The following is a 26726-nucleotide window of genomic DNA, read 5'->3' on the forward strand; positions in this document are numbered from 1 at the left end:
TTTAATTTTCTGATAAATTTACCACAGGAAGACTAAAATCATTTCCCCACTCTTTCCAAGAAGCATCGTAATTTGCTACATCAAAACCTAATTCTCTTAGGGCAAAATAGTTTGTTGAAGCGATTCGTCCAATTTTACAATATATCACTATTTTTTTGTTTTTATCTAAGCTTTTATAAACCTCTTTTAACTCATCTAGAGTTTTTAATTTTAGATTTTCACCCTTATCATTTATATTGTGTCCTGCAGGAATATTTATAGCTTTTGGGATATGTCCAAATCTTTTTGCAACAGACTTTTTCCCTACATATGATTCTTCGGGTCTTGCATCAATTATAATTTGAGAATCATTTTTTGTGGCAATTTGTGTTGAAAATTTAGTGGCTAATCTTTTGTTGTTTATAGAAACAATATAATCACTTTTTTTTACTTTTGTTGGGTTTTTAGATATTTCAAAACTATTTTTCTTCAATTCATTAAATCCTGCATTTATAAGTTTCACGTTTTCAAAACCATAAACTTCTAATGACCAAAATACCCTTGAAGCATCAAAAAAAGTCCCATCATCATAAATCAAAATAGAATCATTGACATTAATACCTAAATTTTGGATAATCTCTTGCATTTTTGTTGGAGTTGTTATTTTCCCATTTTTTGATTTATTTTCATATGTAATAGTTGCTGGTAAATTTACAGAATCTTTTAAATGACCCTTTAAAAATAAATCACTACTCCTTGCATCAATCACTTTTGAAGAGGAAATAACTTTTGATAAATCTTCTAATTCAATACTTAATTTATCTGCAAATAAGTTTGAAGTTATAAAAAATAAAGTCAATGAAACTAAAAATAATCTTAACATAAACACTCCTTTTAAATTAAGACAGATTATAACATAGAAATAAATAACTTTTTGTTTAGTACTACTGGAACAGTTTTTGCATGTAAGTAGATAAATATTACTATAGGATATTAAATGGAAAATATAGTAGAAAAATTAAAAGATGGTTCATTAGTTCCTTTTTTAGGAATGGGTGTCTTTGAAAATACAGTTGCAAAAGATGGTAGTCAGATACCATATGATAGTGATTCTATGATTTTAGCTTTAAATAATGGAAGGGCGATGAGTCCAAGATTAATGTATGAATATAGCCGAGCTGCTATGAGTTTAGAACAAAGAAAAGGAAGAGAGTTTATTGTTCAAATGACAAATCATATCTTCTCTTCAAAAGAATATGATTTACCTCCTACTTATAAATGGCTCTCACAAATCAAACCTAAATATGTTGTTGATACAAATATGGATGATTCTTTACAAAAAGTTTATGATGATGTTGAGCATTTTTTAATAACGGGTATTTCAAGAATCACAGCTGATTATGATAGATTTATTATATATAAATATGATTTAGAAAAAAAAGAGTATGCACAAATTGAAAAAGAGGGTTTAACTTTAGATTTGCCAATTCTATTTAAACCTATGGGGTCAACAAAACCTCAAATGAACTTTATTGTTTCTGATGCAGATTTTGTTGATTGGCTAACTGAAGCTATGGGTGGTTACGCTTTACCTCCCCAACTAAAAGAGTTTAGAGCAGATAAAGAGTATCTTTTTATGGGAGTTGATTTCTCAAGGGATACTTTTAGAATGGTAGCAAATGAAATAACAATTGGACTAAAGGGTGGAATTACACTTTTAAATAAAGAAGAATTGACAAAAAAAGAGGATAAATTTATTAAAACTCATAATTTAGAAAATCTAAAATTGAGCGTTAATGAATTTATAGAAAATTATGCCTAATACTACAAATTCCTGTGACTTCTGTGGAAAGCAGATTAAAGAAGTAAAAAAAATATTTAGTAGTGAAACCTCTCATATTTGTGATGAGTGTATCACAATGTGCTCAACTGTTTTAGATAAAGAGATGATGCAAAGTGCAAAAAAAGAGTTTCAAAAGGGGCTTAGTGTTCCAATGAAAATCAAAGAGCATTTAGATGATTATGTAATTGGACAAAATGAAGCAAAAAAAGTTCTTGCAGTTGCACTCTATAACCACTACAAAAGAATTGATAAACCTATAATCAAAAATGTAGAGATTGAAAAATCAAATATTATGTTAGTTGGACCAACTGGTTCTGGTAAAACACTACTTGCTAAATCACTTGCAAGAATTATGGATGTTCCTTTTGCAGTTGCTGATGCTACAGCCTTAACAGAAGCTGGTTATGTGGGTGAAGATGTAGAATCTATTTTATCAAGACTTCTTGCCGCAGCTGATTTTGACCTTGAAAAAGCAAAAAGAGGTATTGTTTATATCGATGAGATTGATAAAATTGCCAATAAAAGTGAAAGTGCCACAAGTGGTAGAGATGTTTCAGGTGAGGGTGTTCAGCAAGGACTTCTTAAAATACTTGAAGGGGCTGAGGTTTATGTTCCTGTAAAAGGTAGTAGAAAAAATTCAACTGCTGAAACTGTTCTTTTTGATACAACTCATGTATTATTTATTTGTGGTGGGGCCTTTGTTGGATTAAGAAAAGATAAGACAAAAGAAAAATCTTCCGTAATGGGATTTGTTAATGGAAAAGAAAAAGAGGAAGAGAAAAAAGAGATTGAGCCAAAAGAGCTTATTAACTTTGGACTTATTCCAGAATTTATGGGAAGAATCCCAGTTATTGCTGAACTTGATAAACTTACCCATGAAGATATGATTAGAATTTTAAAAGAGCCTAAAAATGCTATTACAAAACAGTACGAGATTTTGTTTGAGCTTGATGGTGTTGATTTAAAGTTTACTGATGAGGCTTTAGAAGATATTGCACAAATAGCAATTGAAAAAGATGTCGGAGCTAGAGGTCTTAGAGGTATTATTGAAAAATATATGTTACCTTTACAATATACAATACCATCAGAGGAAAATCTTGCATCATGTGTTATTACAAAAGAGTATATACAAGGTGAAGAGGAAGTAAATTTAGAGTATAAAAAAGCTTCTGATAAAGAACCTTCAAAAGAAGTACAATACAGTGATATTAAAAAATAATCTAGATATATCAAAGGGGGATATTGAAGATATCCCTTATCTCATCCCTTTATTAAAAGAGCTTTTTACAATAGAAAAAGATTTTACCTTTGATAAGTCTAAACATGAAGAGGGATTAAAACTTTTAATCTCAAATAACAATTCAAGAATTGTAGTAGCAAGATTTGAAAATGAAGTTATTGCAATGGTTACCATTCAAACTATTATTTCAACTGCAACAGGCTCTAAAACTGGCTTGATTGAAGATTTTATTGTAAAAGATGATTTTAGAGATTTAGGGGTGGGAACACATCTTTTTAACTATTTAAAAGAGTATGCAAAAAAACATCACATGAAAAGACTTCAACTTGTTTGTGATGAAGATAACGATGTGGCAAAAGAGTTTTACACAAATAAATCATTTAAAAAAAGTAATCTTGCAGCTTGGTACAATCATCTAAAGGAATAAAAATTGCATCTATCTTTTTAGAATTTTATAGCGAAGGATAGAAAATGGCAGTTAGAATTACTGAAGAATGTATTGCATGTGAGGCTTGTGCTCCTGAGTGTCCAGTAGCAGCAATATTAGAAGAAGGACATGAAAAGAATCCTTATGATGATTATTTTTATGTAAAACCAGAGTCATGTGTTGAATGTGTAGATCACGCAGATGCTCCAAGATGTGCAGAAGCATGTCCAACAGAAGGTGCTATCGTATGGGATATGCCATATACAACAGAGTTCAATGAGTATTATGCTTCAAGAAATGAAGAAGGTATTTACAAAATTAGAGAACATAAGAAAAAAGGTTTAATGCTTCCAGAAGTAAAAGAGCAAAAATTTATTGCTGATATTGCAATGAGTGAAAGAGAAGCAGAAGCTAACGTTCAAGAGTTTTAATGTTTTTGTAAGAGCAATTGCTCTTACAAATTATAATTTACTGCAAGGGCTAAAAATAGATATCTAGAAAACTTTGCAATTGAAACTAAGACTAAAAAATACTTCCAATTATATTTTAAAACTCCAGCCACAAAAGTTATAGGGTCTCCAACTATGGGTAACCATGAAAATAAGAGGGTAACTGCTCCATATTTTTTAAAATATTTATTATACTTTTCAATTTTTTCTTTTTTTAAGTAGCCTTTTTTTTCTAAATACTCTTCCCCTTTTAATCCTAAAATATAATTGATTAATGAGCCAAGAATATTCCCTAAACTTGCAAATAATAGTAAAAGATAAATATTATGACCTTGGGTTATATCATATATTAGTAAGGCTTCACTTCCCATGGGAAATAGTGTTGCTGAGATTAGGGCTACAAAAAATAAACTAAGGTAAATCAAGCTTTTACTTTTCTAAATCTTTTAACTTTTAATTGAGAGATAAATACCCCTATTAAAATCAATGCACTAGCTATTAACTCTTTTGAGGAAAGTTTTTCCCCTAAAAACATATAAGCTAAAAAAACTGTAAATATTGGGATTAAATATACAAAAACAGCAGCCTTTGATGCTTCTATTTTGGTTAATGCAAAGTTATACAAACCATAACCACCTAAGGTAACAACTATCCCTAAATAAACTGACCAAGATAAGGCTTCAATAGTAAATTGCATACTTGAAGTACTAATCTCATAAATAAAGAAAGGGAAAAAGAAAACTGCACCAATAAAAACTTGAATTGCTGTTATAAATAAAGCTGAGTATTTATTACTTAAATATCTAGCTACAATTGTATACCCTGCTGCACAAATCATGGCACAAAATTCTAGAAAATTACCTAACATAGGATTTGGAGCACTGTATGATGTAGTAGCTTGAACACTTAACCAAACAGCTCCAAACATTGCAATTAAAGAACCAAAAATTAGTTTTCTTGTGATAATCTCTTTTAGGAAAAAACCTGCAGCCATAGCTGTAATAATTGGCATAAGTGATGTAATCATTCCAGCTTGTGATGCTGAGGTATATATTAAAGCTTTTGCCTCAAAGATAAAATAAAAACAAGGTTCAAATAAAGCTAAAAGAAAAATATATTTTATATCACTTTTTGTAAAATCGTATTTTAAAAAATCTTTTATAAAATATAAAAAACATAATGAGGCTGTAACCATTCTTATAAAAATAACTGTGTACTCACCTAAATCTTGCATAGCAGATTTTAAAGCGATAAAGGAACTAGCCCAAATAAACATTGCAAAAACCAATGAAAGGAAACCGATTAGATTAAAATTTTTAGACAATTTATTTACTTCTTTTTTGAAATTAAGGGAGGATTATACTCTTTTAAAAAATAATGTCAATAAATCATTTTAAACTATTTTAAGGAAAGATTTAGTATAATTCATTCCTTTAAAAGCAGAGCACAAAGAGTACACAGGTACTTTTGATGCTCTTCTTTAGCCCCTTACAATCGTTTTAAGAGACAACGCCCCAGGATGGGAACATAGCAAGGCACCTCTTTCTATGGTGTGTTTGGGTACCTGGAGAAGAGTGCTAACAGCACTCTTACTTACTCAAAAATTATTCAAACATCATAATCAAAAGATTATCAAAACATTTTTTTAATATTTAAATATTTTTTCTAAATTATATAAATTTGGTATTTCAAGGAAGAATTAAGACCCAAGAGCTACTTGAGTCTTATGTTTTGTTAGTCTTCTATTCTAATCATAACTGGTTTTGCTGTAACAGCACCAGCTTGTTCTATCTTTTTTAAAGCATCAACTACATCTTTTTCTAGTGATGTATGAGTTGCTAATAAAAGGTTTGCGCAAGTTTTATTAAGTGGCTTTTGAATCATCTTTTCAATAGAGATATTTTGCTCACCTAAGATAGTTGCAATTTTAGCTAAAACGCCAGCTTTATCTTCAACTCTAAATCTTAGATAATATTTAGTTTGAATCTCATCTTTTGACATTAAAGTTAAATCTTCAGAGTTATCAAGTTCAAATCCTAACATTGGAGAACCTTTACCACGTCTTGCAATATCAACGATATTTGCAATAACAGCAGAAGCTGTAGCATCACCACCAGCCCCAGCTCCATAATACATAGTTTCTCCAACTTTATCACCAATTACAGAAACTCCATTCATAACTCCATCAACTTTTGCAATCATTTCATCTTTTGATATAAAAGCAGGATGAACTCTAAGTTCAACTTTTTTGTCAATCTTTTTAGCAATTGTTAAAAGCTTGATTGTGTAGTTGAACTCATTTGCAAAATCAATATCCTCAGGAGCGATATCTTGAATACCTTCGATTAAAATATCTTCAGGTTTTGCGTCAATATCATAGGCAATAGAACCAAGAATTAGTAACTTATGAGCAGCATCAAATCCACCAACATCAAATGTTGGATCAGCTTCTGCATAACCTAACTCTTGTGATTCACTTAGAATTGTGTCATAATCAACACCTTCATTAATCATTTTTGTAAGCATATAATTACAAGTACCATTCATGATACCTCTAATTGATTGGATATGGTTAGCAGTTAATCCATCTCTTAGTGCATTAATAATTGGAATACCACCTGCTACTGCTGCTTCATATTCAAAAGGAGTGTCCCCTGCTAAATCTTGAAGTTCATATCTATGATAAGCCAATAAAGCTTTATTAGCAGTAACAACTGCTTTACCTTTTACTAAAGCTTTTTTAACAATTTCGTATGGTTTTTCAATTCCACCCATAAGTTCAACAATAATATCAATTGAATCGTCATTTAAAACTGCATCAATATCATCAGTTAACTCAATTGTTACATCTCTTTTTTTGTTTAGGTTACTTACTACACCAATTGCTGGTTCTATCTCACACCCTGATCTTTCTGTAATAATATCTTTATTGTCTCTTAAAATATTAGCAACAGATGCTCCAACAGTACCAACTCCAATAATTCCTACTTTCATATATTTATCCTATAAACTACTTAAATATCTTTTTATGTTTTTCGCTGCTTGTCTAATTCTTTTTTCATTTTCAATTAGGGCAATTCTTACATACTGGTCACCATAATGACCAAATCCAATACCTGGACTTACTGCAACTTTTGCTTCAGTTAGAAGTTGCTTAGAAAACTCCATACTTCCAAGATGTTGTGCTTTTTCTGGGATTTTTGCCCAAATAAACATAGAAGCATTAGGACAATTCATTTCCCAACCTGCATCAGCAAATGCTTCAAGCATAATATCTCTTCTTTTTCTATATTTTTCAATATGTTCTTCAACACATTCTTGTGGTCCATCAAGTGCAACAGTAGCTGCAACTTGAATTGGTGTAAACATACCATAATCAAGCCATGATTTGATTCTTTTTAATGCACCAATTAGTTTTTCATTTCCAACCATAAAACCAACTCTCCATCCTGCCATATTGTATGACTTAGATAAAGTAAATGATTCAACAGCTACATCAAGTGCACCCTCAGCTTGGAAAATAGATGGTGTTTTATATCCATCAAAAGTGATATCTGCATAAGCAATATCAGAGATAACGTAAAATCTTTCTTGTTTTGCTAAATCAACTAATCTTTGGTAAAAACCTTCAGTAACTGTTGCACAACTTGGATTGTGTGGGAAGTTAACTAAAACATATTTTACTTTTGGAATTGATTCTTTTAATGTTTTATTTAATCTTTCGAAGAATAAATCTTCATCAACTCTAAAATCATCCCCAAATGGTAATTCAAAGTTATGAATTCCAGCACCTGCTAGCATAAATGCATATGAGTGGATTGGATAAGTTGGGTCTGGAACAACAGCCACATCTCCAACATTTACAATTGCTTGAACAAGGTGTACATATCCCTCTTTACTCCCCATTGTTGCAACTGCGTGTTTATTTGGATCTAATCCTTCAACTCCATATTTTCTTTTATACCAATTACAAATAGCAAGTCTTAATTTATAAATCCCCGCACTTGCACTATACCCATGATTTTTTGGTTTATCAGCAGTCTCTTTTAGTTTATCTGTGATATGTTGTGGTGCTGGACCATCTGGGTTCCCCATTGAAAAGTCAATGATATCTTCACCGGCTCTTCTTGCTTCCATTTTTATATTATTAACTTCTGCAAACACATAGTTTGGAAGTCTTTTCATTCGCTCAAATTCAATTTCTGGAAACATTAATTTCACTCCTTATTTAATCATTACACTTAATCCACGCTTTATATTTTCAAGCGTATATATATCATCAATTTTTACATATTTAGTATTTTCAGGAATAGCTAGTTTTAAAGACCTTGATTTTTTATTATCTTTAACTATTTCTAAAATATTTAAATCTTTATCGTAAAACACTATATCTGGAAACCATTGATTACCTGGTTTTGATAAAACAATTAAGTCACTTGCTCCTTCAAAATCTATGAAATAAGGCTTCAATGGTTTTCTTAAATCAACTTTCTCCCCTAATATAATACTTTGAGATTTTGCTAAAGTTGAATTGGACGTATCAATTACATACGACCATTTAGTATACCCCTCTTTTTTGATATCAATAAATTTGCAATTACTTTGTGCTAATTCTATTGATAGCATTAGAGGGTCAATGGCGGCTTCAGTTTTTAGATTTATAATCCAAGTAGAGGTTCTATCTTCATTATAAACTAAACTTTTCGTAAAATAGTGGTAATAACCTAATCTTTTTAATGAATCAGAAATGATTTTCATTGATTTTATTGGTGCATTTGATATCTCAAAACTAATTGTGATATTTTCTGGTGCATTTAAAGAGACATTTAACAAACCATTATCTTTTAATCTTTGCATAACTGCTGGATAGTTTAAAGATTGGTTTTGATAATAAGCAGATTTATCTTGAAAAATATAATTTATCAAACTTAGATTTTCATTGAAAGTATCATATCCAATAATATTTGCAACTTTTTCATTGAAAGTTGCTCCATTTAATAATACTGAACAAAAAATAAAAATAAATGATAATTTTTTCAAAATAGTTTCTCTCTTATCTTTTTAAATTATAAATTAAAATTCCACCTGCAACTGAAACATTTAAAGAATCAAAATCATTAAACATTTTAATTGAAACTGTTTCATCAAGTTTTTTAATAACTTTATTTGATAATCCAGCACCTTCACTTCCTAAAAGTAAAGCTGTTTTTTCACTTGTATTATCAAATTTTTTTAAATCTATTCCATTCATAGCAGCACCAAATAGTTTAAAGTTTTGTTGTTTTAATTCATTTGCTACATCAAGAATATTTGGTACATGACAAAAAGGGATGTCAAATAAAGCCCCACTACTAGTTCTTGCTATTCCTTCATAGTTTAGTTGTTTTACATTACTTGCAATAATCGCATCAACTCCTAAAGAGTATGCTGTTCGGCAAATAGCTCCAATATTCCCTACATCAGTTAATCCATCTAATACAACAATAAAACTTGAGTCTTTCAAATCTTTTAAAGACACTGTTTCATATTGGCTAAGTTTTAGAAAAAATCCTTGGTGATTTCCACCTTTTGCCAAACTCTGTGCTTTCTTGTTATCAAGTTTTATGATTTTTTTGTTTAGATTTGTAAACTTTTTAAAAAGTTTTGGTTCAATCTCTTTTGAGAACATAACCTCTTCAATAAGGTTTGGATGTCTTTCGAGTACATAAAGTACTACTTGTTTCCCATATATAATCATGGCAAGATTTTATCTAAAAATTGTTGATAAACTACTTTTGAAGATAAATAATGTTTTTTTTTATAAAAAAAGATACACTTATGCTATAGTTTTTTGTTATACTTTTGGAAATTATATAGTAAGAGGCAATTATGAATAACAATTTGGAATATATAAAAACAGTAAATACTAGCGAGTCTCAACTTGATAGAACATTGGCAAAGGGGCTTTATTTCGGGGAAGAAGCGCCAGCTTTTGTTTTAGGATACATCTCTCCACACATAAATTTTAATAGTGTTTCTCAAAAAATAAAATCTTTATTTCCTAGTGAAACAAAAGTTATTTTAATTACAACAGCAGGGGAACTATGTACTTTTAATATAGAAGAGAAAAGGGGAATGCTATACAACGATGCAAGTTCAACTTGGGAAAATATTGTATTACAATCTTTTTCATCATCTATGATTGAATCAGTAGAAGTTTTATCTATTCCATTATTTAGTGAAGATATGAGTTCTTCTAGTATGGATCACTCACAAAGAGTTGATAGAATTACACAAGAGTTAAAAAGACAAAATATAAATACAAAAATACACCATGAAAACACTTTTGCACTTACTTTGATTGATGGACTTTCAAGTTCTGAGAGTTTTTTTACAGAAGCAGTTTATAAAAGTGGAAAACTTCCATGTCTTATTATTGGTGGAAGTGCTGGAGGTAAACTAGATTTTAAAGAAACGTATATTTTTGATAACTCACAAGCAGTAAGACATAAAGCGGTTGTTTGTTTAGTAAAATTAAAACAGGGTTATAGATATGGAGTTTTAAAATCACAAAGTGTTGAGGAAACAAATGCTTCTTATTTAGTTGCCGATGCCGATGTTTTAAAAAGAACTGTTTATAGTGTTTTAAATGAATCAACAAATGAGATAGTTAACTTCTTAGATATGTTAAGTTATCAATTAAGTTGTACTCTTGAAGAGCTTCCAACTGTGTTAGGGGATTATACTTTTGCCATTAAAGTTGGTGGAGATATTTATATTCGGTCAGTTGCAAATGTGGATGTGGAAAACAAATCTATCTCATTTTTCTGTGATATTGCCTTTGGGGATGTTTTATTTCTTGTTAGAAATAAAGATTTTGTTTCTCAAACAGAAGAGGATTATAGAAGATTTTCATCACAAAAAAGATTTGAACCCCTTGGAGCAATGTTCAATGACTGTATTTTAAGAAGACTTTTAAATCAACAAAGACTAGGTGCATTACAAACATTTAATAACTTCCCTGTTGCTGGATTCTCAACTTTTGGAGAGTTATTAGGGGTAAATATTAATCAAACTTTGACAGCTTTATTTTTCTACAAAGTTGAAAACGAAAATGATTTCAAAGATGATTTTGTAGATAGTTTTGTACAAAAATATGCACAATATTCTGCATATTATGAGAAAAGAGAAATCTATCAGCTTCAATTAATGGCAAAGGTTAGAAGAGCAATTATTGAAAAACTAAAAGAGGCTTTCCCTTTAATTCAAGATATGGTTTCTATTATCAATGATGTATATGACAACACTCAAAAAGCAAATGAGATTATTGATGAATTGAATAATAAATTTGAAGTATTTACAAAAGATATTATGACAAATGTTGATACAAATACAAAACTTGTGTCAAATATGGAAAATCTTACTTCAAATGCAGATGAGATTAAAAAAGTTCTTTCATCTATTTCTGATATTGCAATTCAAACAAACCTTTTAGCACTAAATGCAGCAATTGAAGCTAGTAGGGCTGGGGAATATGGAAAAGGATTTAAAGTTGTTGCTGATGAAGTTAAAAAGTTAGCAAAAAGAACACAAGATGGATTAAAATCAAGTAATGATTCTGTTGATGTAACTGTAAGAGCTGTTAAAGATACAGCTTATATGATTGATAGTGCAAGTAGTTCTTTAAAATCAATTTCAGAAAATACAGAAGTTATAAATGAATCATTTAATAATATAAAAGATAGTACTAGAACAACAAATAGTTTTATTGCTAATAAAAAAGATAAATTTGATAGATTATCTCAAAGTATTAATAGAATTGAACAAATTCAAAATAGTTTAGAGCAGTTAGAAAATCATATGTAAGAAGATTTAATCTTCTTGCATTAACTCGTTGTAAATCTCTTTAACATTTTTCCCTGTCATTTTAGCAAGTAGTTTTGCTTTTGCTTTTGGAGCAATATCTAGGGATTTTATATCATCTAAATCTAGGGTTTGACCTTTGAATTCAGTAGGTTCAATAACAATTACCCATTCCCCTTTTATATTTTCTTCTTTAAATTTCTCAAATAGATTTTTTGCGCAATCTTTAAAAGTTTTTTGATGAAGTTTTGTTAATTCTTTTGCTAAAAAAATTGTTCTTTCTTCATCTATATTTTTAATCTCTTCAAGAGTTTTTAAAAGTCTATGGGGTGATTCATATAAAATAGATAAAATTGAACTTTGCATAACAGAAGTAAGTTTCTCTTTTCTTTCTTTCCCTTTATGAGCTAAAAATCCAAAAAAAGTAAACTCTGTATGAGTAAAACCACTCATAGCAAAGGCTGTTAAAACTGCATTTGCCCCTGGAAGTACATCATATTCTATATTATTGTCAATAGCATATTGAACTAATGAAGCACCTGGGTCGCTAACACAAGGCATCCCGGCATCACTAACATAAACAATATTTTTTTCAAATGTTTCAGGAGTTAAAGTTTTTAGTATTTGATTTTCATTGTGTGAGTGAAAAGATTTAAATTCACTACATTTAAAAGTTAAATTTTCTCGTTCAGAAAGAAGATTTAGAAGTTTTTTTGTGACTCTTGTATCTTCACAAAAAATCAGTTCCGCTTCCATAAGGACATTTAAAGAACGTTTAGAGATATCCTCTAAATTTCCTATTGGAGTTGGAACTAATGTTAACACGCTATTTTATAATTATTTTTTAGCGTATTTAGCTTTGAACTTCTCAACTCTACCAGCAGCATCAACAATTTTTTGCTCACCAGTAAAGAATGGGTGACAAGCAGAACAAATATCAATTCTCATTGCCTCAACATTTGATTTAGTTTCAAATGTATTCCCACAAGCACAAGAAACTGTACAAGTTTTGTAATCTGGGTGAATATCTTTTTTCACTTGATTTTCCTTACTTTAATTAATGCCTAAGAAAAGATCGAATCTCTTGTCGTCCTTTAATAAGCTCTTTTAATGGACTGGGATTATATCGAAAAATACTTAATAATATCTGAATTTAAGTTTTCTATAATATTGCTAGTTTTTTCTTTGAATTGCCCTTTGTTGAAAGTGTTTTGTCTTTTTGCTAATTTTGCAGTATTTAATGCAATTTTTTCTTCAAGTTGCTTTTTGTCAAGTTTACCATCAAGATATTGTAATGTTTCAACAATACCTATTGAACTCATACAGTTTGGCACCCTTTGGTATTTACTTTCTAAAAAAATCACTTCATCGATAATACCATCTTTTATCATTTGGGAAGTTCTCAAAGATATTCTTTCTCTAAGTTTGTCTCTATCCCATAAAATCTCGAAGATTTTTAAATCCTTTGCAACAGGTTCTTTTTTGTTTAGTTCAAAATATTTTGATGGGGCCATATTACTTTGTTTATAAATAGAGAAAGCTTTTCTTACTCTATATGTATCGTTTCTTGTAATTTTTTCCATATATGTTTTATCTAATTCATATAAAAAATCATAGGTTTCTTCAAAACTCATCTCAAGGTCGTATTCTTTTTCAATACCTGTTGATAAACCTTCAATCAAAGCTTTTAAATAAAAACCTGTACCACCAACAATAATAAGATTTTTGCCATTTTCCTTTGCATATGCTTTAGCCTTTTTGTACTCATCAAAAAACTGTATAACATCAAACTTTTCATTTGGATAAAGTACATCTATCCCAAAGTGAACTATATCTTTACGCTCTTCTTTTGTTGGTTTTGCAGAAGCAATATCTATCTCTTTGTATACTGATAATGAATCAAGTGACAAAATAATAGAATTTGTCTTTTGTGCTATATCTATTGATAAGGCTGTTTTTCCTGAGGCTGTTGAGCCAATAATTGCAATCTCTTTCATAAAAATGATTGTAGCAAAACAATTGTAAATATCTTTTTTGATATACTTCGTTCCATGAAAAAAATTACTACTATACTAAATGATTTTAACGAACTTGTTATGTTCAAACACTCAATATTTTCTTTGCCGTTTATATTTATAGCGATGATTGTTTCATCTGTTGAAGTAAATGGTTCGCCGTGGTTTGGTTTTAAACTTTTAATCTTAGGAGTTTTAGCGGCTATTACAGCTAGAAACTTTGCAATGGGCTTTAACAGATATATGGATAGAGATATCGATGCTTTAAATCCTAGAACTATCAATAGACCAAATGTAGATGGAAGAGTATCTGCAACACAGATGTTAGTTTTTGTTATAGCAAATGCCCTTGGGTTTATAGTTGTTGCTTATTTTGTAAATGATTTAGCTTTTTATTTATCAGTTCCTATTTTATTTGTAATTGGTTCATATTCTTACTTTAAAAGATTTTCTTATCTTGCACATGTGATACTTGGTATCTCTTTGGCTCTTGCGCCTATTGCTGGGGTAGTTGCTGTTAGTGAAACTATTACTTTATGGTCTATTTTACTTAGTATTGGGGTTATGTTTTGGGTTGCTGGATTTGATTTACTTTATTCTTTACAAGATATTGAAGTGGATAAAGAGCTTGGACTTCACTCTATTCCAAGTAAATTTGGCCCACAAAAAACAATGCTAATATCAAAGGTATTTCATGCCTTGACGGTACTATTTTGGCTTTTATTTGCAATAAGTTCAAATAGTGGAATGTCTGCTTATATTGCTGTGATAATTAGTGCAGTGATGTTAAGTTATGAACACTATTTAGTAAATAAAGACTTCACAAAAATTGATAAAGCCTTTTTTACAGTAAATGGATATCTTGGTATTGTATTTTTCTTTTTAATATTAATTGATTCATTTTGAGACTATTTTAATACCAGTATTAAAAAACTCTTAACTATAAATTTAGATGACTTCTAGTAATATTTTCTTATCTTTTAGGGTGGGAATTACTAAATGAGCGATAAATTAAGACAAGTCACTTATATGACTGTAAAAAACTTAAAAAATGAAGATATTATTTTACCTGGCAAATATTCAACTACTTTTGAAACCTTTGCAAAGGGCCTTGAACTAGATGTTAAAGATGAAAATGTAGTATTAAAAGAATTAAGTAATGATACAAACTATGTAAATAATATAGTTAAAAAAACAAACAAAAATCTAGATAATTTTTATAAATCAACAACAGATGCTCAAATTGCTATAAAGAATAATGATAGTAATTCTTTAGAAAAAATCAATTTAGAAATTGCTCAAATGAGAAGAGAAATCAATGCTTTACAAAAACAACTTTTTTCTGACCCTTTAACTGGAGCATACAACAGAAAATGGTTTACAGATGAATACTTAAATGATGATATTTTTCAACATGATGGTTTTATCGCCTTTTTAGACCTAAACAAATTTAAGCGTATAAACGATACTTATGGACATATTGTTGGTGACCAAGTTTTAAAATATCTTGTAAGATTTTTAAAAAAAGAGTTGCAAACCCCAGGTGTAGATATCGTAAGATATGCAGGTGATGAATTTATAGTTTTATTTAACAAAGAAAAAACTACAGTTTTAAATGTAGATAGAACTATCTTTGAAGCCCAAGAAAAACTTTCACACCAAAAATTAAAATCTGCAAAAATAGATGAACTTCAGTTCTCTTTTTCTTTTGGGATTAGTCCTTTTAAAAAGGGTGATTATGCGGAAGTGATTCTTAATACCGTTGATGAACTTATGTATAAAAACAAAGAGGCAAGTAGAGAAAATTAAAACTCTCTAAAGCCTACATAAGAGTGTTTTCAGAGATTTTTAAAGAAAATCAATGTATTATTCGCTTCCAATCAGTGTGAAACTGATATAAGCGCGTCTGTGGCTCAACTGGATAGAGCACTGGGTTTCGGCCCCGGCGGTTGTGAGTTCGAATCTTACCAGGCGTGCCATTTTAAAGCTCGATATAATGGACTCTTTGGAGTTTTTATATCGGGCTTTTTTACTTTTGATAAAAACACTTTCCCACTTATTTCCAACTAAAACTAAAATTTATGATGGGCATAATACTGCCAAATATAAAATTTAGAAAAACAAATATATAATAATTGAATTAGGCGATGTAGCTCAACTGGATAGAGCAGGCGGTTTCGACCCGTCAGGTTGTGAGTTCGACTCTTACCATCGCTGCCATTTTATTTATTCTAATGTATATATTAATAATAAAAAAGTTTTAAGTTAATATAAAGTATCATATTTCCAGAAAAAGATATACTTTTTTCTGGAAATAAAAAGCTAGGTAATGTCAAATGGAACTCTATAATAAAGTATTTTACTTCATATCAGGTCATGGTAGGGGGTGGGCATTTTCACCAAAAGATTTATTGTCAAAATTTACAAGACAAGAAGCAGATAGTGTTCTATCTGATTTAACAAAAGAAGGTAAAATAAGAAGAGTAGCCAGAGGAGTATATGATTATCCTAAATATAGTAAGTTATTAAAAAAAGATTTAAGCCCAGATATTGAACAAGTAGCACGTGCCTATGCAAGAAAATTTAACTGGAGAATAGAAGTTAGTGGAGATACTGCATTAAACCTACTTAAGCTATCAACTCAAATACCAGGAAACTATCTTTATTATAGTGATGGACCAAGTAAAACATATACTCTTAATGATGGAGCAAAAATAGAATTCAAAAAATCTGTACTAAAAAATATAGGTTTTAAATATAAAGAGAGTTCACTTTTAGTTCAAGCATTAAAAACTTTAGGTAAAGAAAATATCAATGATAAGGTAATAGAAAAGATAAGAACTCAAATAGATGATTCAATGTATGAAAAAATATTAAAGGATACAAAATCTTCAACGGTATGGATTTATGAAACGATAAAAGAGGTATGCAAAAATGGATAATATTGTAAATCTATTAAAAGAAGAAAGACAAGAACTATTTAGCGAAACAGCTAGACTTATGCATACTACTAATGCAATTGTTGAAAAAGATTTTTGGCTTGTATGGACTCTTAGCAAAATCTTTAGTGATGAAAGATTAAATAAAATACTGATGTTTAAAGGTGGAACATCACTTTCAAAAGTATTTCACCTTATTGGAAGATTTTCTGAAGATATTGATTTAATTTTAGATTGGAATCTAGTATCCCAAACTGACCCAAATGATGAAAGAAGTAAAAATAAACAAGATAAATACAATAAGGAAGTAAATGAAACTGCAAAAGTTTATATAAAAGATGAACTATTACCAATTATGAGTGAACTGCTATCCCCTCATTGTATTTGCAAAATTGATGAAGAAGATGAACATAATATCAATATAACATACCCCTCTTCATTTAAAGATGATTATCTAAGACCACAAATACTATTAGAAATAGGGCCATTAGCATCATGGTTACCGCATGATAATTATGAAATCAGTTCTTATGCAGCAGAACATTTTCCTGATTTATTTACACAAGTAAAATGTAATGTAAATGCAATTGTTGCACATAGGACATTTTGGGAGAAAGCAACTATATTACATCAAGAAGCACATAGAGCAGAAGAAAAAACTATGCCTCCTAGATACTCTAGACATTACTATGATTTAGCAATTATGGCTACTTCAAATGTGAAAGATGATGCACTAAAAGATTTAGACCTATTAGAAAAAGTAGTTGAATTTAAGAAGAAATTTTATCCTGTAAATTGGGCTAATTATGATAGTGCAAAAGTTGGTACACTAAAATTAATCCCACCAAAATATAGGATAAAAGAACTAGAAGAAGATTACAAAGCAATGGGTAATATGATTTTTGATAAGCATTTAGAATTTGATGAAATTATTGAGATTTTAACTAATTTGGAAAATGAAATAAATAGTTAAAATATCTACTAATCTTACAGGAGGAGGGGGTATTATATATGAAATTTTTTAATAGAGAACAATTGTATATTCAAGTATGGAATATGCCATTAGTAAAACTTGCAGATAAATATAAAACAACTAATGTAAAGCTAAAACGATATTGTGATAAGTTAAATATCCCAACTCCTTCATCTGGGTATTGGAGGAAAAAGGAATTTAAAAAAGATGTAACTATTCCTAAACTTCCAGTATTTAGTGATTATACAATTTCAAAAAAGGCTGCTAAAAAAGAAATAGTGGCTTTTGAAAAATCACAAAAAGAAAAACTGACTGTTAAAATTAATAAAACACTATCTAGTCCTCATCCTTATATAAAGAGAACCATTCCCTTGTTAAGAAAGTATGGTGTTGATAAATATGGGATGTATTCTTCTTACGGAGCTGGAGTTGATATTCGTGTTTCAAAGACTCAACAAAATAGAGCTTTTCGAATACTAGATTCTATCTTTAAATGGTTTGAAAAAAACAATTATCAAGTTCTAACAAGTGATAACTCTACTGATACTTATTTAGTAATAAATAATATAAAAGTTCAAATTAGATTAGAAGAAAGATCAAGTATTATTGGAACTAGAAAGAGTGATTGGGGTTCATATACATATAATGAATATGCTCCTACCGGGAAATTATACTTAATTATAAAAGAGTATTTCTGGAATACAAAAAACGTGCGTAAACAATGGTCTGATACTAACTCAAAAACTTTAGAGGATCAATTGCCAAATTTCATTGAAGGAGTAATTTATGCTTCAGAAATTATCCACCAGCAAAACCTTGAGCGTGAAGAAAAAGATAGAAAATGGAAAGAAAAATTAAGATTAAAGGAGTTAGAAAAACAAAATCTTGAAAAAGAAAAACAAAGAATATTAGAGTTAGAAAAAGAAGCAAATGATTATCATAAAAGTATTAAAATAAAACAATATATAGATGCTATCAAAGAAAATGAACTAAAAAATGATGAAGTACTTTCTCAAGAATTTAATGATTGGTATGAATGGGCATTAAGATATGCAAATAATTTAATTCCTAAATTGAAATAGTTTTATTTCATTTATTTAATTCATTGTCTTTATCATCTTTATCTGATAGATAATATGCTAGAAAAGCTAATGAAAAAGCTAAAGTTAATTTAAATATTTCTTCTATTGTCATTTTTAATTCCTTATCTTAAATACTAACTAAAATATAATAAAAAGGGAAGAGGCTAATTTAATATTTTTTTATACTCTAATATATTTAATTTAAGAGTTTATCTTACTAGAATTATTTAAATTTATTTATTTCATTTAGATATTGAGACTTTTTAAACTTAAATCTTCCTCCATATGGTTGCATCATATCCCAATAAATAAAACCATCATTTAATTCAACTTTTATAGGTTCAGTTATTGCAGCACAATCTGGTATACCACATGAACAAGTAAAAAAATAAAATTCACCATAATCTTTAATTTTTGTACTGTTTAATAATGCATAAATATCTATGGTTCTTTGGGTATCTATTTCCTTACCATCTATTTTTAAAATATAATCTGAATATTTTCTTTTTACTTTCAAAACTTCAATTTTTGAAATGTTATTATTATCCTTTTTCAAAGTGTTTATAAAGGGGTCTGATATTATATTTTCAATAGATTTATCTAGATTTAAATTAGTAAATTTATATTTTAGAGTATAATAAACTGAACTTTTTAATTTTCTAATAAAAATCTTTTTATTTATCAAAAGTTTTAAAATGACTTCTTCATTTTTTGATATATTAAACTTTATATTTTTTTCAAAAGATTTTGCTGAAAAAGTGTATTGATTACTATCCTCTGAAAAATTGATTGAAGCTTCAATTAATTTAGTTGATATAGGTTCTTTTTCTATTTCTTTTAGCCAAGTAATGATTTCATTTATAAAGTCTTTGTTTTTTTGTATATAAAACTCTTTTGAAATTTGATTATCTATTTCAAGGTTTATATACAAAGTTTTTTCATTGAAGTACTTAATATAAAATTCAAAGATATTATAGTTTTTTACACTAATTCTTTTTGTATTACAGTTCAATTTTTTCAGTTTAAAATCCTTATTATTTTATACTTTTAAAATCTATTTTAAAGCTTTTTATATTTACTCCATCTTCTCTCTCACCTGGATAGCCTAGTGGATTACAAAGACATTTTACTCCAAACTCTTTATATTCTAATTCTTCATGAGTATGTCCAAATATCCAATACTTCATATTCCCACACTTTCTATATTTCTCTCCTTCAAAAGAAAAAAATATATTAGAAGGATTATTTCGATATTTAATATTTATATGCTCATCTTTACAAGATGGATTGACATGCGTAATCATTACATCACACTGTTCATAAACTGTTTCTATTTTTGACTTTTCAATTTTCCAAATATCATCATAATTCGTAATCCCATATATATAATCTGCATCATTCATAAACTGACTCCAGATTTGATTTGTTGAATATGGAGGGAAAGACTCCATTGGATATTGTCTTTCAAGGTATCCTTCATTGTACCAAGAATCAAAGCCTGCAAAAACAATCCCATTAATTTGAACGAAATCACCATTAAGACAATACATATTCTGCTCTTTATTGATTAAGTTCCTCATCTCTTCAACTCTTTTAAAAGAGTCTATGTATTTTGTTGCAGCTTCTGGACCAATTAGATAATAATCATGATTTCCTAAAACACAGACTATATACATATAATAATGTTCTTTTAAGTATAATAAAACTATGTTATTTAATATATTGATCATAGATGATGAATTTACATCAAAAAATTTTTCTTTTATTACAGATAGTCTAGACAATACTAAAATAAGTATTTTAAGTGACTATAGCACAATAAGTGCTGTTTTAAAAGAGGAATTTATTCATATGATTATCATCAATCCTGATATCTTTTCACTAGAAGATTTTAAAGAGATAATTGAAGAAAATAACTTAAATTATACTACAAATCCTATTTTAATAATAGGGGAAGAAAAAGATATACAAGTTGAGTTTGATTTCATCTTTGATTACATTAGTTATATGATGCCTCAAGAGTTGATTATCCGTAAAATTAGATTTTGTAAAAAACTTTTTGAGCGAGAGCTCAATTATCAAACAAGTATAAACAAACTTTTATATACTGATTCTTTGACTCAATTACCAAACCGTGTAAAACTAATAAAAGATTTACAAAATGATTCTTTACATATAAATGCACTTGCAATAATAGATATAAAAAATTTTAGAGGAATAAACGACTTTTTTGGTATAAGAATAGGTGACAAGGTCTTAAAACATACAAAAGAGTTACTTACAAAATATATTGAATTAGTACATAATCGCGTGACATTATATAAGTTTCCTTCCGATGTTTTTTGTTTAGCAAATATTAATTTATCAAAAAAAGAGTTTCAAAATTTGGTTTTTTATATGTTAAGTGGCATAAACAATCAAATCATTAAAGAACAAGAATATGAAATAGACATTGATGCTGTTGCAGGTATAACTTTTTCTACCAAAAAAAACAAACTTATCACTGCTGACTTAGCTCTTCAAAAGGCAAAAACAGAAAACAAGTTATATTTAGTATTTTATGAGAAACTTGACAATTTAGAAGAATATGAAAGCAATATGTATTGGGCTAAAAAGTTAAAAAAAGCACTTTTAGATGATGATGTTATTGTTTATTTTCAGCCTATTTTAGACAATCGTACAAAAAAAGTTCAGAGATATGAAGCTTTAGTAAGATTGTATGATAAACAAAATGATGAAGTTGTAGCCCCATATCACTTTTTGGATATATCAAAAAAAGCTTGTTTATATAAAGATATCACAAAAAATGTGATTGAAAAATCTTTTAAAGAGTTTGAAAATCTTGATTATGAGTTTTCCATAAATATTTCATATGAAGATATAAATGACCCAACTTTTTTGATATATATTGAAGAGATGCTAAAAAAATATCAAGTATCCAAAAGATTAACTTGGGAGATTTTAGAAAATGAAAATATAAAAAACTATGATGTTTTAATATGTTTCATAAAAGCAGTCAAAAAGCTTGGTTGCAAAGTCTCTATTGATGATTTTGGTACAGGGTATTCTAATTTTGAGCATCTATTAAAGATGGATGTTGATTGTCTGAAAATTGATGCTTCACTTATCAAAAATATCGTTAAAGATAAAACTAGTTACAAAATTGTAGAAACAATAATTAAGTTTGCAAAAAATTTAAACCTAAAGACTGTTGCCGAGTTTGTAGAAAATAAAGAGATTTTTGAATTAGTAAATAAATTAGATATTGACTTTTCTCAAGGAGACTATATTAGTGAGCCATTAGAAAAGCCAAATTTTAAAGAGGATTTTATCTAAGAAGACCATATCTTCTATGATGGTTTTTCTCTTTTATTCTTTTTATTTTGTGAAAGTATCTATTGTTTTTTTGTTCTAACACTTGTATCTTTTCCCAAAGTTTTTGGATTTTTATCTCATTGTGTCTTATTTTTTCTCTAAAGTCTGAGATTCTTTCTATTTCAGGATTTACTTTTATAAAGTTATCATAGTGTCTATCAAATTGTTTTGCATTTAAACTCAAAACACCTAAACCTATAATCAAACCCATAGCTAATAACTTTTTCATTTTTTACTCCTTAACGTTTATATATGGAAGTTTAAAAACAAAAAGTGGAACTATCGTGAATACTAACTTTTAGGAATCTTAATAGTAAAAACAGCACCATATTTATTATTTGATGCTTCAAGTTTGCCATTGCAATGTTTATTTATTATTGTTCTACTCATATAAAGACCAAGTCCTGTACCATCTTTATTTTTTTTAGTGGAAAAATATGCTTCGAATATTTTACTAAGTAACTCTTCTTTTATTCCCCCTGCATTATCATTGATGCTTAGGACTATATAATTGTTTTCTTCTTTTGTTTCAATGAAGATTTTTTTATCTTCAATTTTTCTTTCAATTAGTACATCTTCTGCATTTTTAAATATATTCAATATCACTTGTCTTACTTCATTTTCATAGGTAGAAAACTTTTTTTTACAATTGTAGTTTTTGAATATCTTTATATCATTTGTTTCAAGGGATAGTTTTATGATGTTTAATGATTTATCTGCTAACTCTTCAAACGAAACAGTTGTTTTTTCTTTTTCTGCTTTGAAGAAGTTTCTAAAATCATCTATAGTAGAAGATAAATGATTTGTGTATGTTGATATCAATTTTAGTTCATTATAAAGTTCATCTGAATTTATCTCTTTTCCTACCATGTTTTTAAGTATTAATGCATTTGTTGTAGCCGATAAGGCAGTAAGAGGCTGTCTCCACTGATGTGCTATCATACTTAGAATTTCTCCTTGTTGAGCTAGTTTTTGTTGGTGCATTATTAGTAATTGTTGATTTTCAAGTTTTTTTTGTGCAAGTACTTTTTCTGTTTTGTTAATAATATATCCATTTATATGACTTAGTTTATTTTCATAGTCATAAGAAAATTGCCAATGAATAGATATATATTTTAGTTTTGAAATATCAGAATTAAGGATTAATCTAAATTCAAATTCATGAATATCTTGTCTTGAAAGTGCTTGTTTTTTTATTTTTAACATATTTTTTCTATCATCTGGATGTATAAGATTAAGAAAATGTTTAAAACTAATTACATCCTTGTCTACTTCATATATTTTTTTTGAAGATTCATCTAAATGAAGCGTATCATTAATTATATTGTATGTCCATATACCCATTTTTGCTAAAATTTGCATCTCTTTTAGTTTTTGAGCATACTCTTCACTTTTGTTCTTTTCTATACGTATACGATTATAAATACGAAATAAAATCAAAGAAAGAAAAGCAAAAGATTCTATTATCGAACCAATTTGCATACTTACAAGTCCATAGCTAGTATCAATTATCCCCGTAAAATATAAAGCACAATACATAGAGGTATTGATAAAAGTGAACATCCCAATAAAAATAAATAAACTATATTTAACTTTCTTGATAATCATATAAAGAACAAATAAAATTAGAGATATTAATCCAAAGTTTATTATCACTAGTTCAATAAAAAGATCGACATAATAACTAAAATTAAAAAGTAGTAATATAATCCCAAGTGAGCTCATTATTAGTATAGCTTGAAATAAAAATTTTGAAAAAGGGTATTTCTTGACTTGTTCTTTAAAAAATTTTTTAATAAATAAAGTAGAACCAATTAATACTCCTAGTGCAAGAATCTCAGCATATTTAACTAAATTAGGAATATCTATATACATTAAAATGTATCCAGAATGATATACCTGAAAAATGATAGTTATAAATATAAAATAAATATAATAGATAAATAGTTTTTCTCTAAATATAAAAAATATGATTAATGCACTAATCAAAATTAATGTCATTATAGAAAGATATATCATAAAAACATTTTCATAAAAATCATTATGTTTATCTACTTCATTATATGATTTAAAAATATCATAGGCATAAGTTGCATTGTATTTAGGCAATATCTTTATAAAAACTGTTTTACTGCTATTTTGTTCGAGCTCTACTTTAAAAGTATCTGTTACATATGGAAGTTGTTTATTTTTAAATGAAACGCTTGAGCCTCCTTTTAGAATATTGTTTTCATCATAGAGTTCTATTTTATAAAGAAAGGCTTCTCTAAATCTAATATATTGTGAAGAAGTGTATTTTAAGTCATTTTTTAAAGTAATACTTAGCCAAATTGTAGATTGAGTTGCGGCAAAACTTGGTTTATTTGTTTTCTTAAAAATTGAATGTTTGTTTTTTTTGATATAGTCTAATGTTTTATTTCCATTTATATCTTCATATACTAAATATTCTGCATTTAAAAAAGAGAAAAAAAATAAAAGTATTAATAGTTTAAATTTCAAGTTCATAATCCGAAGTATTTCAAGGGTGAAAGTTTTGCAAAGGTAATATTAGCATAAATAGATTTATAGATATGAATAAATAATTAATATCCAAATAAAAAAATAATCTTTTTTATGTCGCTTTTAAAGATATATAAAATTTAGACATGCTATGTATAAAAAATAAGCATACTAAATGTACAATTAATGATAGAAAATATCTTTACAAAAATTCTGCCAAGTTATAAAATACCTTTACAAAACACATTGAGGTGCTAATTGTAGTTTCTTAACTTTTGATTTCAAATATAAGTACCTCTTTTATGTTTTATACTCAATTCATAAGAAAATAAGTTTAAATAGTTGTTCAAAAATAAAAATGAACTAAAAAAATAATATTTTTAAAGCTTATTCTTAAAAGAAAAGTCATAGGTGGATTCATCTTGAATCTTAATTATGAAGGACTAAGGAAAAAAAATGACTAAGAACAGAAGAGAATTTATAAAGAAAACAGGTTTAGCAGGAATAGGTGCGGCAATTGCAGCTCCATCATTAGCAAATGCGGCAGTATCAGAAAAAAAATTTAGATGGAAGATGACAAATTGTTATGGGGCAGGGGCACCATTTTATTCTACGGGACCAGGAAGTGCAAGTTACTTTTGTGATAGAGTTGAAGAATTATCTGGTGGTAGATTAAGAATTAAACATTATCCAGCAGGGGAATTAATCCCAGCAATGGAAGGGTTTGATGCGGTTTCTAAAGGAACTATTCAAATGAATTGGGGTAATTCATTTTTTTGGGCAGGTAAAACTTTTGCAGCTCAATACTTTACAGCAGTTCCATTTGGGATGAACTTTCAAGGTACAAATGCTTGGTTACAGTTTGGTGGTGGTCAAGAACTTTGGGATGAGGTATATAAACCCTTTAATGTTATTGGATTAGCAGCAGGTAATACTGGGGTTCAAATGACAGGTTGGTTTAAAAAAGAGATAAATAAAGTTGAAGATTTAAATGGTCTTAGAATGAGAGTACCAGGTCTTGCAGGAAAAGTTTTAGAGCAACTTGGAGTTGGGGTTAAACTTCTTCCTGGTGGGGAAATTTTTCCAGCCCTTGAAAGAGGAGTTATTGATGCAGCAGAATTTGTAGGCCCTTTTCAAGATAGAAGAATGGGATTACATAAAGCGGCTAAAAACTACTATACAACAGGATGGGGTGAGCCAAGTAATACAACAGAATGTTTAATCAATAAAGATGCTTGGGATTCTTTACCAAAAGATTTACAAGTTATTGTAAAAGCAGTTGCCGCAGAGTGTAATCTTATGGGATTATCTTGGTCAGAAGCAAACAACTCTGAAGCCTTAAAAGACTTAGTTGAAAACGAAGGGGTAATAGCTAGAACTTTACCTGATAGTGTAATAGAAAAGCTAAGAGAAGTTACTTTTGCTACATATGATAAATTAACAGCAAAAGATCCTTTAGTAAAAAAAGTTCACGACAGTTACTTTGCTTTTAAAGCAATGCATGATGATTGGCAAAATAAAAGTGAAGAAGTTGTGATGACTAAGTTATCATCATGAAAAACTTAGTTGTACTTTCAAATAGACTTGATGCGTTCGTGGAACGCATCGGTAAATTAAGTTCATGGTTAATATTTATTTTAGTTTTGATGGTTGCAGGGGATGTACTTTTTAGATATTTTTTTCATATAAGTTCTATTGCTGAACAAGAACTTCAATGGCATATCTTAGCAGCAATTGCGATGTTTGGTTCAGCTTTTACTTTCCAACAAAAAGAGCATGTAAGAGTTGATCTTTTTTATCATCACTATAGTGAAAGAGTAAAACAAATGATGGATATTTTAATCCCTCTTTTTATAATAGTTCCTTTTTCAATTTTTATAATTTATTTATCAAGTGACTATGTAATGCAGTCATATCATAATGGGGAAGTTTCACCTGATCCTGGTGGATTACCATATAGATATTTAGTTAAATCATTAATTCCAATTGGATTTATATTGATTTTTATTCAAGCTTTAGCTGTTTTATTTAAAGCGATTTCACGGGTTGTAGGGGAGAAGTAA

27 protein-coding genes, 2 tRNA genes and 1 other RNA gene are annotated in these 26726 nt (G+C 28.5%); 16 read left to right on the plus strand and 14 right to left on the minus strand.

Features of this window, described 5'->3' with window-relative positions; genetic code table 11:
• Position 1: 1 nt before the first annotated feature.
• The gene (locus tag FDK22_RS05910; protein ID WP_138151987.1) at positions 2 to 862 is read right to left on the minus strand and encodes a sulfurtransferase; all 861 of its coding nucleotides are present in this window, start codon (positions 860 to 862) and stop codon (positions 2 to 4) included.
• 114 nt (positions 863 to 976) lie between these two features.
• Here FDK22_RS05910 and FDK22_RS05915 point away from each other — a divergent pair, with 114 nt between their 5' ends.
• Genes FDK22_RS05915 through FDK22_RS05930 form a run of 4 tightly spaced genes read left to right on the plus strand, consistent with a single transcriptional unit; the run spans position 977 to position 3920 of the window.
• Positions 977 to 1801, plus strand: a complete 825-nt coding sequence (locus FDK22_RS05915; protein WP_138151988.1) for an SIR2 family protein — start codon at positions 977 to 979, stop codon at positions 1799 to 1801.
• On the plus strand, positions 1794 to 3041 hold the full coding sequence (clpX, locus tag FDK22_RS05920; RefSeq protein ID WP_138151989.1) for an ATP-dependent Clp protease ATP-binding subunit ClpX: 1248 nt from the start codon (positions 1794 to 1796) through the stop codon (positions 3039 to 3041). Before FDK22_RS05915 ends, clpX begins: the two co-directional genes overlap by 8 nt.
• Positions 3025 to 3489 (plus strand): GNAT family N-acetyltransferase, encoded by a 465-nt coding sequence (locus FDK22_RS05925; RefSeq protein ID WP_171012927.1) that lies wholly within the window; start codon positions 3025 to 3027, stop codon positions 3487 to 3489. Before clpX ends, FDK22_RS05925 begins: the two co-directional genes overlap by 17 nt.
• 44 nt (positions 3490 to 3533) lie before the next feature.
• Positions 3534 to 3920: a 4Fe-4S dicluster domain-containing protein gene (locus tag FDK22_RS05930; RefSeq protein ID WP_138151991.1), complete on the plus strand. Its 387-nt coding sequence runs from the start codon at positions 3534 to 3536 to the stop codon at positions 3918 to 3920.
• Positions 3921 to 3943: 23 nt separating this feature from the next.
• Here the strand turns inward: FDK22_RS05930 and FDK22_RS05935 are convergent, their stop codons facing one another.
• The gene (locus FDK22_RS05935; protein ID WP_138151992.1) at positions 3944 to 4363 is read right to left on the minus strand and encodes a YqaA family protein; all 420 of its coding nucleotides are present in this window, start codon (positions 4361 to 4363) and stop codon (positions 3944 to 3946) included.
• Complete coding sequence (locus tag FDK22_RS05940; RefSeq protein WP_228711639.1) at positions 4360 to 5262, minus strand: DMT family transporter; 903 nt, start codon at positions 5260 to 5262, stop codon at positions 4360 to 4362. The genes FDK22_RS05935 and FDK22_RS05940 overlap by 4 nt, the downstream gene beginning before the upstream one ends.
• A gap of 153 nt (positions 5263 to 5415) precedes the next feature.
• On the opposite strand from FDK22_RS05940, the gene ffs reads away from it, so the two are divergent.
• An RNA gene (ffs, locus tag FDK22_RS15985) (signal recognition particle sRNA small type) lies at positions 5416 to 5512 on the plus strand.
• 160 nt (positions 5513 to 5672) lie between these two features.
• On the opposite strand, the gene FDK22_RS05945 is transcribed toward ffs, so the two are convergent.
• The 4 genes from FDK22_RS05945 to rlmB are packed head-to-tail and all read right to left on the minus strand — an operon-like array spanning position 5673 to position 9675.
• Entirely contained in the window at positions 5673 to 6932 is a 1260-nt protein-coding gene (locus FDK22_RS05945; RefSeq protein ID WP_138151993.1) for a homoserine dehydrogenase, read from the minus strand.
• 9 nt (positions 6933 to 6941) lie between these two features.
• Positions 6942 to 8150, minus strand: coding sequence for an LL-diaminopimelate aminotransferase (locus tag FDK22_RS05950; protein WP_138151994.1), 1209 nt, complete (start codon positions 8148 to 8150; stop codon positions 6942 to 6944).
• A 12-nt stretch (positions 8151 to 8162) separates the two neighbouring features.
• Positions 8163 to 8978: a hypothetical protein gene (locus FDK22_RS05955; RefSeq protein WP_138151995.1), complete on the minus strand. Its 816-nt coding sequence runs from the start codon at positions 8976 to 8978 to the stop codon at positions 8163 to 8165.
• Between the two features lie 13 nt (positions 8979 to 8991).
• Positions 8992 to 9675 carry a 23S rRNA (guanosine(2251)-2'-O)-methyltransferase RlmB gene (gene rlmB / locus FDK22_RS05960; protein ID WP_138151996.1) on the minus strand — a complete coding sequence of 228 codons (684 nt, stop codon included), beginning with the start codon at positions 9673 to 9675 and terminating at the stop codon, positions 8992 to 8994.
• Positions 9676 to 9806: 131 nt separating this feature from the next.
• On the opposite strand from rlmB, the gene FDK22_RS15890 reads away from it, so the two are divergent.
• A complete protein-coding gene (locus FDK22_RS15890) occupies positions 9807 to 11783 on the plus strand; it encodes a methyl-accepting chemotaxis protein (RefSeq protein WP_138151997.1) in 1977 nt (658 codons plus the stop codon).
• Positions 11784 to 11789: 6 nt separating this feature from the next.
• On the opposite strand, the gene rsmI is transcribed toward FDK22_RS15890, so the two are convergent.
• From rsmI to miaA, 3 genes are all read right to left on the minus strand, one after another.
• Positions 11790 to 12605, minus strand: a complete 816-nt coding sequence (gene rsmI / locus FDK22_RS05970) for a 16S rRNA (cytidine(1402)-2'-O)-methyltransferase (RefSeq protein WP_138151998.1) — start codon at positions 12603 to 12605, stop codon at positions 11790 to 11792.
• Positions 12606 to 12617: 12 nt separating this feature from the next.
• Positions 12618 to 12818, minus strand: a complete 201-nt coding sequence (gene rpmE, locus FDK22_RS05975) for a 50S ribosomal protein L31 (protein WP_138151999.1) — start codon at positions 12816 to 12818, stop codon at positions 12618 to 12620.
• A gap of 83 nt (positions 12819 to 12901) precedes the next feature.
• Positions 12902 to 13777, minus strand: coding sequence for a tRNA (adenosine(37)-N6)-dimethylallyltransferase MiaA (miaA, locus tag FDK22_RS05980; protein WP_138152000.1), 876 nt, complete (start codon positions 13775 to 13777; stop codon positions 12902 to 12904).
• Between the two features lie 54 nt (positions 13778 to 13831).
• On the opposite strand from miaA, the gene mqnP reads away from it, so the two are divergent.
• The 7 genes from mqnP (at position 13832) to FDK22_RS06015 (ending at position 18789) form a co-directional block, all read left to right on the plus strand.
• On the plus strand, positions 13832 to 14701 hold the full coding sequence (gene mqnP / locus FDK22_RS05985; protein WP_138152001.1) for a menaquinone biosynthesis prenyltransferase MqnP: 870 nt from the start codon (positions 13832 to 13834) through the stop codon (positions 14699 to 14701).
• Between the two features lie 93 nt (positions 14702 to 14794).
• Positions 14795 to 15604 carry a GGDEF domain-containing protein gene (locus tag FDK22_RS05990; protein ID WP_138152002.1) on the plus strand — a complete coding sequence of 270 codons (810 nt, stop codon included), beginning with the start codon at positions 14795 to 14797 and terminating at the stop codon, positions 15602 to 15604.
• A 93-nt stretch (positions 15605 to 15697) separates the two neighbouring features.
• Positions 15698 to 15774: transfer RNA gene (locus FDK22_RS05995), tRNA-Arg, on the plus strand.
• Positions 15775 to 15938: 164 nt separating this feature from the next.
• A tRNA-Arg gene (locus tag FDK22_RS06000) sits at positions 15939 to 16015 on the plus strand.
• Positions 16016 to 16131: 116 nt separating this feature from the next.
• Complete coding sequence (locus FDK22_RS06005) at positions 16132 to 16737, plus strand: DUF6088 family protein (protein WP_138152003.1); 606 nt, start codon at positions 16132 to 16134, stop codon at positions 16735 to 16737.
• Complete coding sequence (locus FDK22_RS06010; protein ID WP_138152004.1) at positions 16730 to 17707, plus strand: nucleotidyl transferase AbiEii/AbiGii toxin family protein; 978 nt, start codon at positions 16730 to 16732, stop codon at positions 17705 to 17707. Before FDK22_RS06005 ends, FDK22_RS06010 begins: the two co-directional genes overlap by 8 nt.
• Before the next feature lie 38 nt (positions 17708 to 17745).
• Positions 17746 to 18789, plus strand: a complete 1044-nt coding sequence (locus FDK22_RS06015) for a hypothetical protein (RefSeq protein WP_138152005.1) — start codon at positions 17746 to 17748, stop codon at positions 18787 to 18789.
• A gap of 223 nt (positions 18790 to 19012) precedes the next feature.
• Here the strand turns inward: FDK22_RS06015 and FDK22_RS06020 are convergent, their stop codons facing one another.
• Together FDK22_RS06020 and FDK22_RS06025 are read right to left on the minus strand one after the other, a co-directional pair.
• Positions 19013 to 19801 carry a hypothetical protein gene (locus tag FDK22_RS06020; protein ID WP_138152006.1) on the minus strand — a complete coding sequence of 263 codons (789 nt, stop codon included), beginning with the start codon at positions 19799 to 19801 and terminating at the stop codon, positions 19013 to 19015.
• A gap of 22 nt (positions 19802 to 19823) precedes the next feature.
• Complete coding sequence (locus tag FDK22_RS06025; protein WP_138152007.1) at positions 19824 to 20519, minus strand: metallophosphoesterase; 696 nt, start codon at positions 20517 to 20519, stop codon at positions 19824 to 19826.
• Between FDK22_RS06025 and FDK22_RS06030 the strand changes: the two genes are divergently transcribed.
• Positions 20497 to 22125, plus strand: a complete 1629-nt coding sequence (locus FDK22_RS06030) for an EAL domain-containing protein (RefSeq protein WP_138152008.1) — start codon at positions 20497 to 20499, stop codon at positions 22123 to 22125. The genes FDK22_RS06025 and FDK22_RS06030 overlap by 23 nt on opposite strands.
• On the opposite strand, the gene FDK22_RS06035 is transcribed toward FDK22_RS06030, so the two are convergent.
• On the minus strand, positions 22118 to 22393 hold the full coding sequence (locus tag FDK22_RS06035; protein ID WP_138152009.1) for a hypothetical protein: 276 nt from the start codon (positions 22391 to 22393) through the stop codon (positions 22118 to 22120). The genes FDK22_RS06030 and FDK22_RS06035 overlap by 8 nt on opposite strands.
• Positions 22394 to 22455: 62 nt before the next feature.
• Entirely contained in the window at positions 22456 to 24663 is a 2208-nt protein-coding gene (locus FDK22_RS06040; protein WP_212744986.1) for a 7TM diverse intracellular signaling domain-containing protein, read from the minus strand.
• Between the two features lie 456 nt (positions 24664 to 25119).
• Between FDK22_RS06040 and FDK22_RS06045 the strand changes: the two genes are divergently transcribed.
• Positions 25120 to 26220, plus strand: coding sequence for a TRAP transporter substrate-binding protein (locus tag FDK22_RS06045; protein WP_138152011.1), 1101 nt, complete (start codon positions 25120 to 25122; stop codon positions 26218 to 26220).
• Complete coding sequence (locus FDK22_RS06050; protein ID WP_138152012.1) at positions 26217 to 26726, plus strand: TRAP transporter small permease subunit; 510 nt, start codon at positions 26217 to 26219, stop codon at positions 26724 to 26726. Before FDK22_RS06045 ends, FDK22_RS06050 begins: the two co-directional genes overlap by 4 nt.

The organism is Arcobacter arenosus (genome assembly GCF_005771535.1).
Lineage (GTDB): Bacteria > Campylobacterota > Campylobacteria > Campylobacterales > Arcobacteraceae > Halarcobacter > Halarcobacter arenosus.

Bases quoted from the DNA above. Each gene is read 5' to 3' on its own strand.
- FDK22_RS05910 (WP_138151987.1), bottom strand. From the start codon at position 862: ATGTTAAGATTATTTTTAGTTTCATTGACTTTATTTTTTATAACTTCA.
- FDK22_RS05915 (WP_138151988.1), top strand. From the start codon at position 977: ATGGAAAATATAGTAGAAAAATTAAAAGATGGTTCATTAGTTCCTTTT.
- clpX (WP_138151989.1), top strand. From the start codon at position 1,794: ATGCCTAATACTACAAATTCCTGTGACTTCTGTGGAAAGCAGATTAAA.
- FDK22_RS05930 (WP_138151991.1), top strand. From the start codon at position 3,534: ATGGCAGTTAGAATTACTGAAGAATGTATTGCATGTGAGGCTTGTGCT.
- FDK22_RS05945 (WP_138151993.1), bottom strand. From the start codon at position 6,932: ATGAAAGTAGGAATTATTGGAGTTGGTACTGTTGGAGCATCTGTTGCT.
- FDK22_RS05950 (WP_138151994.1), bottom strand. From the start codon at position 8,150: ATGTTTCCAGAAATTGAATTTGAGCGAATGAAAAGACTTCCAAACTAT.
- rlmB (WP_138151996.1), bottom strand. From the start codon at position 9,675: ATGATTATATATGGGAAACAAGTAGTACTTTATGTACTCGAAAGACAT.
- FDK22_RS15890 (WP_138151997.1), top strand. From the start codon at position 9,807: ATGAATAACAATTTGGAATATATAAAAACAGTAAATACTAGCGAGTCT.
- miaA (WP_138152000.1), bottom strand. From the start codon at position 13,777: ATGAAAGAGATTGCAATTATTGGCTCAACAGCCTCAGGAAAAACAGCC.
- mqnP (WP_138152001.1), top strand. From the start codon at position 13,832: ATGAAAAAAATTACTACTATACTAAATGATTTTAACGAACTTGTTATG.
- FDK22_RS05990 (WP_138152002.1), top strand. From the start codon at position 14,795: ATGAGCGATAAATTAAGACAAGTCACTTATATGACTGTAAAAAACTTA.
- FDK22_RS06005 (WP_138152003.1), top strand. From the start codon at position 16,132: ATGGAACTCTATAATAAAGTATTTTACTTCATATCAGGTCATGGTAGG.
- FDK22_RS06010 (WP_138152004.1), top strand. From the start codon at position 16,730: ATGGATAATATTGTAAATCTATTAAAAGAAGAAAGACAAGAACTATTT.
- FDK22_RS06015 (WP_138152005.1), top strand. From the start codon at position 17,746: ATGAAATTTTTTAATAGAGAACAATTGTATATTCAAGTATGGAATATG.
- FDK22_RS06030 (WP_138152008.1), top strand. From the start codon at position 20,497: ATGTTATTTAATATATTGATCATAGATGATGAATTTACATCAAAAAAT.
- FDK22_RS06025 (WP_138152007.1), bottom strand. From the start codon at position 20,519: ATGATCAATATATTAAATAACATAGTTTTATTATACTTAAAAGAACAT.
- FDK22_RS06035 (WP_138152009.1), bottom strand. From the start codon at position 22,393: ATGAAAAAGTTATTAGCTATGGGTTTGATTATAGGTTTAGGTGTTTTG.
- FDK22_RS06045 (WP_138152011.1), top strand. From the start codon at position 25,120: ATGACTAAGAACAGAAGAGAATTTATAAAGAAAACAGGTTTAGCAGGA.
- FDK22_RS06050 (WP_138152012.1), top strand. From the start codon at position 26,217: ATGAAAAACTTAGTTGTACTTTCAAATAGACTTGATGCGTTCGTGGAA.